This window comes from Desulfobacter sp., assembly GCF_050177295.1.
The window spans coordinates 1-13,123 of the sequence record NZ_JBFXHE010000085.1; the positions used below are offsets into that span (position 1 = coordinate 1).

Genomic DNA, 13,123 nt, shown 5'->3' on the forward strand with positions numbered 1-13,123 from the left:
AGCAGCTCTCCGTCGGCGCCTCCGAGCAGGCAGCTTCCGCGGAAGAGGTTGCCTCCTCCATGGAGCAAATGAGCGCCAATATCCGCCAAACCGCAGAAAATTCCCAGCTCACCGAGAAACTGGCTTCCCAGGCTGCCTCGGATGCGGCCCAGGGCGGAGCATCCGTAAATCAGACCCTTGGGGCCATGAAAGATATTGCAGACAAGATTTCCATTATTGAAGAAATCTCCCGCCAGACCAATATGCTGGCCCTGAATGCGGCCATAGAAGCGGCAAGGGCCGGGGAACACGGCAAGGGCTTTGCCGTGGTGGCAGATGCGGTCAGAAAGCTTGCCGAGAGAAGCCAGGCTGCCGCAGCCGAGATCGCCACGCTTTCCATATCCAGTGTCTCCATCGCAGAAACCGCCGGCAAGATGCTGGATAAAATCGTCCCCGCTGTTCGGAAAACCTCGGAACTGGTCCAGGAGATCAATGCATCATCCGTAGAACAGAGCGCCGGGGCCGAACAGATCAACCAGGCTTTGACCCAGTTGGACCAGGTGATCCAGCAGAATGCTTCTGCCTCGGAAGAGATGGCCAGTACTTCCCAGTCCCTGGCCTCCCAGGCTGAACACCTGCTTAGTGCCATCCGTCTCTTTTCCATAGACCGGAAGGAAAGGCCAAAAACGGAAAAGCAACCTGAAATTATTGAAGAACGGTTTGAAGCAAGGATTCCCGAGCGCCGGGAGAGCCCCCGGGGGATCGACCTTGACCTGGGAGAGCCCGGGTTTGAGTCCGGAGCCGCCCTGGACCAGGCATTTGAGTCCTATGCATAAAGGAGAACGCCATGTCACCCAATAGAACGGAACAGTTTCAGTTTTTAACCGTACGGCTGGACCAGGTCATATTTGCCTTTGATATCAAGAAAGTCAAAGAGCTCATTGATCCGGTTCCCATTACCCAGGTGCCAAGGATGCCCGGATATATGCTGGGTGCCATCAACCTGAGAGGTGAGGTGGTGCCGGTCATGGACCTTTGTCTGCGTTTCGGCATTGATCAGACCGCCCAAAGCGTTGATACCAGCATTGCCATTGTGGAGACCGGCCAGGGAGAAGAGACCTGCTGGCTGGGCGTCAGGGTTGACGCTGTGGATCAGGTTCTTTCCCTTGACAACGACTTGATTCTGGCGCCGCCGGACATGGGGCTCAACATTCCCAAAAGATTTATTAGAGCGGTGGGGCAGACCAAAGATGAGTTTATTATCATACTGGACATTGACCGTCTTCTGCCCGAATAACGGCCATGGGCTGACCTGGTTTTTCACCTTGGTTCAGCCCGCAATAAACAATGCGTTCATACAAATCCATTGAAATCATCACTATGTTTATTTATATTTCCAAACACCGGACCTTTTTTGATCGGAATTCTGGGAAATGCTAAAACGGATAATTGTTATTGATGATGAAAAAGATTTTTTAGAAACCATGAAAAGAGGGCTGGTTCTGTCCGGTTACCAAAAGGTGGAACTTGAGAACGACCCAGCCCTGGCGCTTCAGCGTTTCGAAAATGGTGAAAATTTTGATGCAGCACTCATTGATATCACTATGCCCGGGATGGACGGTATTACATTGCTGGGAAAGATCAAATCTGCAAGCCCCCAAACCGAATGCATCATGGTCACGGCCCTGAACGAAGCGTCCATGGCCATGGACTGTATCCGGAAAGGGGCCTATGACTATCTGGTCAAGCCCATTTCCAGGAATGACCTTTTCGTAAGCCTTTCCAGGGCACTGGAACGGCAAAGTCTGCTTGAAATTCTGGATATCAGAAAATCCCAGTCCCTAAGTAATCTTGATAACCCGGACGCTTTTTCAGAAATTATAACCCAGTCCGCATCACTTATCCGGGTCCTAAGGGAAGCCGAACTTCATGCAAAAAGCGATGTACCCATCCTGATCACAGGGGAAAGCGGCACCGGAAAGGAGCTTTTAGCCAGGGCGATCCACAATGCAAGCCCAAGGTGCGGCAGTCCCTTTTCAGCCATCAACATGGCTGCCATATCCGCCACCCTTTTTGATGCCGAATTTTTCGGACACACCAAAGGGGCCTTTACCGGAGCCCAGGCCAGCCGGGACGGATATCTTTGTTCGACAGACAGGGGCAGCCTGTTTTTGGATGAAATCGGCTCTCTTTCCCTGGAACTCCAGGGAAAACTGCTCAGGGTTCTCCAGGAGGGAGAGCATATCCCCATCGGCAAAGACCGTCCCGTGAAAACGGATCTGCGCTTTATTGCCGCCACCAACGAAGATATTGAGGCACAGATCCGGGACCATACCTTTCGCAGCGATCTTTATTACCGGCTCAAAGGGGCCTGGCTCCATTTGCCGCCTTTAAGGCATCGCAAAGAAGACATCCCCCTGCTGGCAGGATATTTTTTAAAACCAGCAACAAATAAGGGCAGGGATTTAAATTTTCACCCCGAAGCCATGGCCCGGCTAAAGGCCTATGATTTTCCGGGCAATATCCGGGAACTTAAATCCATTGTTCTCAGTGCTGCCAACCTATGCCGTGAAAAGGAGATCAGCACGAAACACCTCCCGGACCAGTTCCGGAAAAACATACCCAGGGCTTGTGTTCTGCCCCCCGGGGCGTCAGAGCCGCCCGAAACGTTAAGGAGTGTCGAGAAAAAATATATTCTCAGCATTTACGAGCTGACCGGAAAAAACAAATCCAGATCCGCTGCCCTGCTGGATATCGGGTTAAATACCCTGAGGCGGAAACTCCACGCCTACGGTGTGAACTGACCATGGTCCTTTCAAAACGTTTTCCAGGGGAAAAAAAGGTCAGCATTACCGATGCCGGGGATGATCAAACAGCCTGCCAGATCCTTGAACAAGCCCTTGACGACCTTGAATTCAGAATTGCCAAAAGAACCGCCCAACTGGAGGCGGCCAACCAGGACCTTAAAAACGAAATTAAGGAAAAGCTCAAAGCACGGGACGACCTGCTAAGAAAGGAAAAACATCTTAAAGCGGTTCAGGCCATTGCTGCGGTGGGCAGTTTTTTTGCCTTTCCCCCTGACTTTGAGATGGATTGCTCCGACGGCTTTTTCAGGCTGTTCGGCTATGAACCGGCCCAGGTGCCTGTGGACTTCTCCTTTATGAAAGATCATATGCATTCAAGGGATCTGGACCGGTTTGAAAAAGACATTAACCTTTTCAAAAAATACTTTGCTCCCTTTGACCGGGAATATCGGATTGTCACGCCCAAAGGCACTATCCGGGAGATCCGGGTGATCGTCACCACCTTGTACAACCCGAACAAGAATCCCCAGGAGATCCGGGGGATTATCCAGGATATCACCGAAAGCAAAGCCATGGAGCGCCAGGTTATCCGGAATGAAAAACTGGCGTCCCTGGGATTCATGGCCTCGGGTGTGGCCCATGAGATTAATAATCCCAATAGTTTGATCTCATTTAATATTCCCATTCTCCGGGAATACCTTGGGGGGCTGTTTTCCATTTCAGACCAATATGCGCTGGAAAACAAGGGGCTTGAACTTTGCGGCATGCCTTATGAGGAATTTAAAAAAGATGTGGTCAAACTGATTAACAATATTGAAAACGGATCTGCCCGCATCAACAAGATTGTCTCGAATTTCAGATCCTTTGTTCATATAAAGCGGAACGTGGAATATCAAAAATCCGATATTAAAGCATTAATCCGGGGATGTATTGATATCTCCGATGCCAAGATGAAAAAGCTGGTCCGCCATTTTGAAGTCAGGATTCCCGATGACCTGCCCAAGGTTTACACCGAACCGGAGGTGCTGGAAATTGCCGTGATTAACCTTCTGATCAATGCGGCCCAGGCCTGTGATAAACCGGACTCCCATGTTTGCCTCAGTGTGGAATATAGAAATTTTCCAAAACCCAGGCTTATTATCCAGGTCAGCGACAACGGCTGCGGAATGGACAAGGAAACTATATCCAGGGCATTTGACCCTTTTTTTTCAACCAAGTCCTCGGACCAGGGCACAGGCATTGGGCTCTCTTTATGCCATAACCTGGTTTCTTCTTTGGGGGGGAATATAGACGTGGAAAGTACACCCGGGAAGGGCGCCACGTTTAAAATCATCCTGCCTGACCTTCGGAATGAATCGTGACGTCTGTAACGGTCAGACCACCTTTAACAGAGATTCCACTTCTCTTATTTTAAAGGGAAATTCTGAAATAATCCGGGTCATATCGTCCACCCGAAATCCGGTGCGTTTTAATACCTGTTTATGGAACCTGCCGCTCAAGCCGTCCGCTTCGTCTGTTCCGTCCGTTCCAATGTCCATACCCATCATCATGCAGATGCAGTCCGCCAGGTAGACCACGGCGATATTCAAATCCTGCATTGTTTTGATGTCGCTGATATGGTGGCAGCGAATGGTCTTAACCATATTGGGGGAGAACTTCCACATTTTGGCGATCATTGCCCCAAGTTCGGCATGGTCTACACCGATCACCTCTTTTTCTGCTGCCATGGCGCTAAGCGCCTTATCTGTCATCAGGCCACAGATTTTTTCATTGGCATTATCAACAAATCTGTCCAGAACGGTCTTTCCCATATCTTTGAGCAAGGCTGCTGTAAAAATACCGGCTGAGCCCGGCATATTAAGTTCATCAGCGATTTGTCTGGCAATCAGGGCTGAAGATACTGAATATTTCCAGATGGCCCCATGGCTTTGGCCATGTACGTCCGGTCGTGTGTTGAATATTTCTGCACCGGATTTAAGCAGCACCAGGTTGATGATCTGGTCCATGCCCAGGAGGGCGGCGGCATCTTTGATGGATTCCACGGGATGTTTTAATCCGAAAAACGCCGAATTGGCTGTTCTCAGGACCGCGGCAGTGATGGCCGGGTCATACTGGATAATCTTTGCCACTTCATCCATGCCGGCATTGGGGCTGTTGAGCGCATCCAGCAGGGGGTGGATCACTGCCGGTATAGGTTTAAGATTTTTTATTTCCCTGACCAGGGTCTGGACGGTTGTCATATTTTTTTCCACCAAGCGCCTTGCAGATTTGGATAAGCTTAATTATATCGAGTCAGTGGAAAATTTGCCATAAAATTCGCCATGCGGATGAACAGCTCCTCACCGGTGCCGACTTTTGGCAGAAAAACGCTTTTTACCTGGTCCGGGTTTTGTGGTAAATTCCAATAATTTTGAAATAATTGGTTTTCAAACAACTGGTAAAAAAAAGGTGTCTCCATGAATAAAGACCGCATCTCCACCATCACCAAAGCTGCTGAAACAATTAAAACCGATCTTCTGGTTCATTTTGCCGTGGAGGCAAAGGGCAAAATGCCTGCCTGCGATGCTGCTGTACAGCCCCAGGTTAAAAAGGCGTTTGAGTTGAAGGATTTCTCCGGCAAGGCCGCAGAACAGATATTGTTTTACCCGCCGGCCCGGTCAAAGATTGCTGCTGACCGGGTTCTGGTTTTAGGTACAGGCCCTGTGAATAAGGAAAAGGATAAAGGAGCCGCCCTGGACATGCTCCGGGAGGCCGGCGGACAGGTTGCCAAGGTGTGTGCATCGGTTAAGGCTAAGGATGTGGTGGTCTGCCTGCCCCCCCTAAAACATCTTTCCCCGGCCCTGGCTGATCCGGAAATGTCTGCGGGAGCCCTGGCCGAAGGCGTCATCCTTGGCGATTACCGCTTTGAAAAATATAAGGAAAGCACCAGGAAGAAAACCGATTATCCCGGGCTTGGTGAAATAAAATTTGTATGCAAAGATAATCTTAAAATCGTGCACCAGGGCGTTGAAAAGGCAAAAAATTCGGCCTTTGCCGCCTGTACGGCACGGGATATGGCCAATGAGCCGGGCAATCACTGGACCGCTGCTGATTTTGCGGCATATGCCAAACAGCTTGCTGCGGAAACGGGGCTGGGGTACCGGTGTCTGGAAAAAAAAGAGATGGAACAGATGGGCATGGGGGGGATACTTGCCGTCAACCAGGGCTCCTATGTGCCGGCACGCATGGTGGTCCTTGAATATTTGCCGGAAAACAGAACCGAAACCATCCTTCTTGTGGGCAAGGGGCTGACCTTTGATTCCGGTGGCATCAGCATCAAGCCGTCTGCGGGTATGGAGGAGATGAAATATGACATGTGCGGCGGTGCGGCGGTCATGTGCGCCATGCAGGCCGTGGCCCTGGAAAAGCCGGATGTGGGTGTTGTGGCCATTGTTCCTGCCACGGATAATATGTCCGGGTCCAGGGCCCTTCACCCCGGCGACATTATCAGCCATTACAACGGGGTGATAAGTGAAGTGGTCAACACCGATGCCGAAGGCCGCCTTATCCTGGCCGATGCCCTGGCCTGGGGCATTGAACATTTCAAGCCCGCCTGCGTGCTTGACGCGGCGACCCTGACAGGCGCGGTCATCATTGGCCTTGGTCATCATTATACCGGGCTTGTGTCCAATAATAACGCCCTGGCCAAGGCGGTTGAGGCTGCCGGAAGTCTGGCCGGAGAACCTGTCTGGCGTCTGCCCCTGAATAAAAACTATGAAAAACAGATCGAATCCGATGTGGCGGACATTAAAAACACCGGGGGAAAACCAGCCGGCACCATAACCGCAGCAGCTTATCTGTCAAAATTTGTGGGTAAAACCCCCTGGGCACATCTGGACATTGCAGGCACGGCCTGGGAGTTTACCAAAAAGGCTTATATCCCCAAGGGGCCTTCGGGAACGGCCACCAGAACATTTATTAATTTGGTGCGAAACTGGAAACCAGGCAAAATAAAATAGTGTTTGAACAAAACCGGTGAAAGGAAGCGGTGATGAACCTGGAACCTGAAAAAACAAAAATCGTTCAAACCGCCCTAATGGCCTGGTACCGGGACAATTTCCGACAGCTTCCCTGGCGCAGGGACAGCTCCGTGTACCGGGTATGGGTCAGCGAGGTCATGCTCCAGCAGACCCAGGTCAAAACCGTGATCCCATATTATCTCAAGTTCATGGAAACCTGGCCTGATCTTAAGGCCCTTGCCGCCGCAGACCTTGAAACCGTGCTTAAGGCCTGGGAGGGCCTTGGATATTATGCCAGGGCCAGGAATCTCCACAAGGCTGCCGGTATTGTGGTTCGTGATATGGGCGGCATTATTCCGGATGATTATGAGGGGGTTAAAAATCTTCCGGGTGTAGGGGACTATATTGCCTCGGCTGTGCTCTCCATTGCCGGGGCAAAGCCCCATGCCGTGGTGGACGGAAATGTCAAGCGGGTTCTGGCAAGGCTTTTATGCATTGACACACCTGTGAACCACAGCGCTGCCCATAAAACATATAAGGCCATTGCCGCAAGGCTTTTGTATGAAAAGGACCCGGGCACATACAACCAGGCTGTCATGGAGCTTGGCGCCCTGGTCTGCACCCCCAAAGCACCGGATTGCGGCGCATGTCCCCTGGCCCGGGAATGCCTGGCCTGTGAAAAGCAGGTAACCGCTCTTTTCCCCCGGCGCATGGAGAAAAAAAAGGTGCCCACGGTTCATATTGCCGCAGGCATTGTCAGGAAAAACGGAAATGTCCTGATCACCAGAAGAAAACTTGACGGGCTTTTGGGCGGATTATGGGAATTTCCCGGCGGCAAGGTGGATCCCCAAGAATCCCCTGAACAGGCCTGCATCCGTGAGATCCGGGAAGAAACCGGCATTGAGACCGGAAATCCGCAATTTTTAACCCGGGTTTTTCACACCTATACCCACTTTAAAATTGAAATGGATGTGTTCTTCTGCGATTATATCTCCGGCCCGGTGATTCTCAACGGTCCCATTGACCATAAATGGGTCAGGATAGGTCAGCTTCACCAGTTTCCTTTTCCCCGGGCCAATCTTAAGTTCATGGAATTGATTACTAAATAAATGTGAAAGGCTTTGAACCCCATGGGTTATAAAATAATACTCCAAGACGCCCCGAAAAATTATACCTTTGACCAGGATAAAATTATTTCTCCTTCCGACACAGTCCGGCGGTTCCGGGAAAAGGCAGCCACTCTGGAGCTTGATATTCTGAGCCGGACCCGGCGCATCGACAACGGCCGCCTGGATATTCCGGTATTTTACAGCGAGTGTGGTGCGGATGCAAGACAGGTGACCGGCACCAATAAACAGATGGGCAAAGGCGGAACCCCGGAACAGTCCGAGGCAAGCGCTGTCATGGAACTGGTGGAGCGGTTCAGCTTTTTCTCCTTTGCCGAAGATGAAAAAAACTTTATCCATGCCACGCCTGGTCAGCTTGGGGAAACGGCCCTGGATTATGGACTGATCACCCAGTCTGTCCATGACGATGGGGCCGAAGCATTAAAAGTCAAACCCATATTTGATTCTCTGCCCCTGCAATGGACCAGGGGCTATGATCTCACCGATAAAAAAGAGGTGAATATCCCCTTTAACTGGTTTTATATGATCAATGAGTTTAACGGCCCCAGTGCGGGCAACTGCACGGAAGAAGCGCTGATCCAGGGCATTTGTGAGCTTGTGGAGCGTCATGTCTGCTCCCGGGTATCCCGGGAAAAATTAAAGGTGCCCGGCATCCGTCTGGACTCCTTTAAAGATCCCCTTGTGCGGGAACTTCTTGCCAAATATGACACCCAGGGCATCAGGGTCTATGCAAGTGATCTCTCCCTTGATACGGGCATTCCCACCATAGCTGTGCTGGCCTGGGATCCGGCCACGTTTCCGGATACAAGCGAGATCGTATGGACTGCGGGCACGGCCCCGTCCCCGGAAAAGGCCATGGGCCGGGCCCTGACCGAAGTGGCTCAGCTTGCCGGGGACTTTAACACCGGGTCCAATTACGTGGCATCCGGGTTGCCTAAATTTACGGATATCAACGCTGCTCAATATATCACCCATCCGGAAACCATGGTGGATGCAGCAGACCTGCCGGATCTGTCCGCCGACAATATGAAAGTCGAAGTGGAGAGCCTGATCCGGATTCTGGCGGATAGAGGCTTTCATCTGCTCTCCATTTGCACCACCCATCCCGGCCTTGATATCCCGGCTTATTACACCATCATGCCAGGGGCCCATTTCAGGGAACGGGCCGATGAGGCCAGTGTGGGCATGTTTGCCGCCCGGCTCATTACGGAAAATTTGCATCCCATAATGGCCATTGACCAGCTCAATGAACTGGAAGCACTTCTCCCGGGAAAATATTACACCGGTTTTTACAAAGGATTGATGCTCAGCGCCCTGGAAGAGGGAGCCGATGCCGTAACACAGTTCCAGGCCGCCCTTGACCGTGACCCTGCCCGGCGCAACCTGCCTGATATCTGTTCCCATATGGCTGCGGCCCAAAAGGATTTGGGGCTGTTGGATCAAGCACTTGAGACATGCCGAACCGGTCTTGATGCCGATCCCCAGCGCCCCGACATTCTGAACACAGCCGGAGCCTGCTGTTTTATGAAAAAGGATTTTAAAACCGCCATTACCTATTTTGAAAAAGCCCTGGATCTGGACCCAAGCCAGGCCATCAATTATGCCAATATGGGATCCTGTTACCGGGAACTTAAAGAGCCCGTGCTTGCCGTCAAATTCTATGAAATGGCTTTAAACATAGACCCAACCATTGAATTTGCACGGGATAATATTAAAAAACTGAAACAATAACGCCGTCATGTTCAGGAAAAAAAGACCTACCTGGAAAACACGTTGTGTATCCACGGACACGGTGCTGTCCAAAATTGCGCCGGGCATGCACATCTTTATCGGTACGGGAACCGCCGAACCCAGAACCCTTGTGAATGCACTCATGAGCGCCCAGGGCTATAATCTGGAGGATCTGACCCTGATCCAGCTGGTCAGTTTTGGAGACGCCGTGTCCTACAACGCGCTGGAATCCCACCGGTATCGTCTGAAAACCTTTTTTTCCGGGTGGGTGTCGGCCCAGGCCATCACCGCCGGTCGGGTGGACCTGATTCCGGCGCGTTTTTCCAAAATCCCTTTGCTCATGAGGGACGGCCTGATACCCATTGATGTCGCGTTTCTCCAGATCACCCCGCCCAATGACAGCGGCTATTGCAGCTTCGGCCTGGGTGTGGATGTGGCCAGGCAGGTGATGACGCAGGCCAGTTTTGTGGTGGCTGAGATTAATGAAGACATTCCCTTTACGCTTGGAGACACCTTTGTCCATATTGACGAATTCGACATGCGTATCCAGGCCCGGGTCCCGCCCTTTTATGTTCCAAGATACCCCGTAAACCGGGTGTTTAACAAAATCGCCGAAAATGCGGCCTCGGTGATTGATGACAGATCATGCATTGCCTTCACCTACGGTCCCATTTATGAAGCCCTGGCCCGGCACCTGACAAAGAAAAAACATCTGGGCATTCATACCCCGTTTTTCACAGATGCGCTCATGGAGCTTGTTGAAAGCGGGGCGGTCACTAACCGGGAAAAGGGCATGTTCCTGGGGCGCTCTTCGACCACCTACGCCCTGGGCTCCCAAAAGTTGATGGCATGGCTCGACAAAAATCCCATGGTGGAGTTCCAGGGGATTGACAAGATATTGAACCCGTTGCAGATCGGGCGTAACAAAAAATTCGTCATGGTCCTGCCGGTTCGTTGGGTGGCCCTTTCCGGCCGAGTGGCCATCTACGCCAAGTCCGCTAATATTTCTGCAGATCCGGGTCAGATTGCCGATATCCTCAATGGTGCGGAGCTCTCCAGGGGCGGGTACAATATTGTGGCCCTTCCCAGCCGGAACAAAAACGGCGAGCCCAATATTCGTCTGTTTCTTGATGATGCTCCAGACCAGCTCAGTTTTCCGGAATGCATTGACCTTGTGGTCACGGAATACGGGGTGGCTCACATCAGGGGCAGAAGCCTGCGGGAGCGCGCCCAGGCACTGATCGAAATCGCCCACCCCGAAGACCGTCCCGGCCTTGTGGAGGGCGGTAAAAAAGAGAACCTGCTCTACCCGGACCAGATGTTCATTGCCGACTCCGCCCGTTTTTATCCCAAGGAGATTGATACGGTTCAGACGTTCAAAGATGATCTGCAGGTTCGATTCAGAGCCATCAAACCGTCGGATGAAGAGCAGATGCGCAGGCTGTTTTACCGGTTTTCCGATGACGCCATTTACTACCGTTACTTTGCACCCATCAAAGCCATGCCCCATGCCAAAATGCAGGCCTATGTCAATGTGGATTACAGGGAAGTGCTGTCCGTGGTGGGCCTTGTGGGCGAACCCGGCAGCCAGACCATCATTGCCGAGGCAAGGATAGCCAGGCATCCGGACAAACCGTTCATGGATATCGCCTTTGTTGTGGACGAGGCATACCAGGGCATTGGCATTGCCTCTTTTCTGTTTAAGATGCTTTCCCGTCTGGCAAAGGAGCGCAGGGCCGTAAAAATAACCGCAGATGTCCTCTCCTCCAACCGGGCCATGCTCAAGGTATTTGAAAAGAGCGAATATCCGCTGACTGCCAAACTTGACGATGGGGCTTACGCCATCAGCATTGATTTGACAAAACCCGGCGCCTGATCTAAGGAAATTATCTTATCTTACCACATCACCGGCAATGAAAAAGATGCAAAAAAAATCAAACGGGCCGTGTCCCTGTCCATGGAAACCTATTGCGGGGTCTCTGCCATGCTGGAAAAAAACAGCCGTATTATCCCTAAAATTTACCTGAACGGTAAAGAGATTATGGGTTGAGCAATTCAAATCCTGTAATTGGATCCAACATACGTACAGCACCAGTCTCAATTAATTCAAATAAAATAACCTCTAATATATGCCATGTCCTGACACCGTTACGGATACATCCGGTTATAGTTGAATCTTCTCTTCCGCAAGCTATGTGCATGTGTAATTTGGGTTCCCCTTTCTCGTTGGGAAAGATTGTGCCTGTTCCCACTATTTCATTCACGTCATTGAGAATATGTTCCATTGGCGTAATTGATTCTTTCCGTCCATGCTCTGGCCCGACAATGAGATTACTATTTTTATCAGCGCCTCCGATAATGGTTAACGCAGCCGCTTTTATTGCTTTTTTATTCGCAAATTTTTCAATTTCTTCGTGTATGATATCGCCGTCTTCAAGACGAATAATGTAGATTCTTCCCTGTTTTGCCTGTGAGTACTTCATGTGTTAATCTCTTTATTTTTATATAAATTCTATAGTTATTTTTCTGAATGACTCTGATAGAATGCTTTTTTTTTTAATATCAGAAAAAAGCGGAACTGACAATAAAAGCGATCATTGCCCGGCAATGGCTATTGGCCTTGAAATTATAAAATAGATGGCGTAATCCATTACATTAAAAATGTGGCAGGAATCTGAACCCTTAAGAAATCGATAGTGTACCGAATGAAATGAATGACAGATGACAGATACAATAACCTGAAAAAGAAATACAATGCCCTTCTTGAGGAGAATGAAAGCCTCAAAGCAAAAATTCAGGCATTAGAATCCCATCAGAATGCCTTTGCCAGTCTTAAATCAGAACCCCTTGAAAAAACGAAATCAAATCCTGGAAAGGATGTGCATGTCGGTCAGAAAGCTGTTGACAGTTTAGCAAATACTGAAATCTGTAGTGAAAGCACTGTTGATCAATATTCTCCCATTAATGAAAAAATTTCCCTGTTCATGTCATTGTTCAAAGGACGAAAAGATGTGTACGCAAAAAAGTGGCAGAATAAAAAGGGATTTTCAGGGTATAGCCCCCATTGCATGAATGAATGGACTCCTGGTATTTGTAACAAGCCAAGAATGAAGTGCGCCAGTTGTAATCAACAAAAATATTTCCCTTTAGATGACGCTGCTGTTGAAAAACATCTCAGAGGCGAAATGATCATTGGAATATATCCAATGGCCCTTGATGAGACCTGCCATTTTTTAGCCATTGATTTTGATAAGGACGGCTGGCAGAAAGATATTTCGGTAATACGGGATACGTGCTTGCAATTTGACATTCCAATAGTCATGGAGCGGTCACAATCCGGTAATGGCTGTCATGCCTGGTTTTTTTTTGAGGATAAAATCCCTGCGGCTCTTGCGCGAAAATTTGGAACGGCACTTCTGACCTATGCGATGAATAAACGGCACAATATTTCATTTTCATCTTATGACAGGCTGTTTCCAAATCA

Annotated in this window: 11 protein-coding genes; 9 read left to right on the top strand and 2 right to left on the bottom strand. The window is 50.1% G+C overall.

Annotated elements, in window-relative coordinates:
* From AB7U36_RS08515 to AB7U36_RS08530, 4 genes are all read left to right on the top strand, one after another.
* Positions 1–815 (top strand): methyl-accepting chemotaxis protein (locus AB7U36_RS08515; protein WP_428159358.1); only part of this gene is annotated, 815 nt, incomplete at its 5' end.
* Between the two features lie 11 nt (positions 816–826).
* Positions 827–1,276, top strand: coding sequence for a chemotaxis protein CheW (locus AB7U36_RS08520; RefSeq protein WP_428159359.1), 450 nt, complete (start codon positions 827–829; stop codon positions 1,274–1,276).
* 136 nt (positions 1,277–1,412) lie between these two features.
* Positions 1,413–2,783, top strand: coding sequence for a sigma-54-dependent transcriptional regulator (locus tag AB7U36_RS08525; protein WP_428159360.1), 1,371 nt, complete (start codon positions 1,413–1,415; stop codon positions 2,781–2,783).
* A 2-nt stretch (positions 2,784–2,785) separates the two neighbouring features.
* On the top strand, positions 2,786–4,144 hold the full coding sequence (locus AB7U36_RS08530) for an ATP-binding protein (RefSeq protein ID WP_428159361.1): 1,359 nt from the start codon (positions 2,786–2,788) through the stop codon (positions 4,142–4,144).
* A gap of 12 nt (positions 4,145–4,156) precedes the next feature.
* On the opposite strand, the gene AB7U36_RS08535 is transcribed toward AB7U36_RS08530, so the two are convergent.
* Positions 4,157–5,023, bottom strand: a complete 867-nt coding sequence (locus AB7U36_RS08535) for an HDOD domain-containing protein (RefSeq protein WP_428159362.1) — start codon at positions 5,021–5,023, stop codon at positions 4,157–4,159.
* Between the two features lie 216 nt (positions 5,024–5,239).
* Between AB7U36_RS08535 and AB7U36_RS08540 the strand changes: the two genes are divergently transcribed.
* The 4 genes from AB7U36_RS08540 to AB7U36_RS08555 are packed head-to-tail and all read left to right on the top strand — an operon-like array spanning position 5,240 to position 11,515.
* A complete protein-coding gene (locus AB7U36_RS08540; RefSeq protein ID WP_428159363.1) occupies positions 5,240–6,781 on the top strand; it encodes a leucyl aminopeptidase in 1,542 nt (513 codons plus the stop codon).
* A gap of 32 nt (positions 6,782–6,813) precedes the next feature.
* Complete coding sequence (gene mutY, locus AB7U36_RS08545; protein WP_428159364.1) at positions 6,814–7,890, top strand: A/G-specific adenine glycosylase; 1,077 nt, start codon at positions 6,814–6,816, stop codon at positions 7,888–7,890.
* A gap of 21 nt (positions 7,891–7,911) precedes the next feature.
* A complete protein-coding gene (locus AB7U36_RS08550; protein ID WP_428159365.1) occupies positions 7,912–9,639 on the top strand; it encodes a YcaO-like family protein in 1,728 nt (575 codons plus the stop codon).
* 7 nt (positions 9,640–9,646) lie between these two features.
* The gene (locus AB7U36_RS08555) at positions 9,647–11,515 is read left to right on the top strand and encodes a GNAT family N-acetyltransferase (protein WP_428159366.1); all 1,869 of its coding nucleotides are present in this window, start codon (positions 9,647–9,649) and stop codon (positions 11,513–11,515) included.
* Positions 11,516–11,678: 163 nt separating this feature from the next.
* Here AB7U36_RS08555 and AB7U36_RS08560 read toward each other — a convergent pair whose 3' ends face one another.
* Entirely contained in the window at positions 11,679–12,122 is a 444-nt protein-coding gene (locus AB7U36_RS08560) for a PPC domain-containing DNA-binding protein (RefSeq protein WP_428159367.1), read from the bottom strand.
* A 231-nt stretch (positions 12,123–12,353) separates the two neighbouring features.
* On the opposite strand from AB7U36_RS08560, the gene AB7U36_RS08565 reads away from it, so the two are divergent.
* Positions 12,354–13,123: TOTE conflict system archaeo-eukaryotic primase domain-containing protein (locus tag AB7U36_RS08565; RefSeq protein WP_428159368.1), on the top strand; the 770-nt coding region annotated here is incomplete at its 3' end.